Origin of the sequence: Globicatella sp. HMSC072A10 (genome assembly GCF_001811625.1) — a bacterium.
Lineage (GTDB): Bacteria > Bacillota > Bacilli > Lactobacillales > Aerococcaceae > Globicatella > Globicatella sanguinis.
In genome coordinates this window covers 1-277 of the sequence record NZ_KV805710.1, presented here as the reverse complement: position 1 = coordinate 277, position 277 = coordinate 1, and the positions used below count along the sequence as shown (strand labels likewise).

Genomic DNA, 277 nt, shown 5'->3' with positions numbered 1-277 from the left:
AAGAGTATAAGAAATATTCATTATTTAAGCAATTGATTCATGAAAGGGGCATTGTCGATTATTTATTATCAAAAGATGCTACTCTTAGTCTTAGTTACCGTTTGATTCATGAAGTAATGGATGCCATTAAAGAACATTCCTATGATCAATTCATCCATGTATTGGAGGAAAGCAAGAAATATCGCCTCCCTAGAAAAATAAGAACGGCATTTAACACTTTATATCATTATCGCCATCATATACAGAATAGCTTGAAATATACGCTATCAAACGGTTG

1 pseudogene is annotated in these 277 nt (G+C 32.1%); it reads left to right on the top strand.

From position 1 onward, the window contains the following. Positions 1 to 277: pseudogene (locus tag HMPREF2811_RS11550) on the top strand (ISL3 family transposase); the annotation flags it as partial.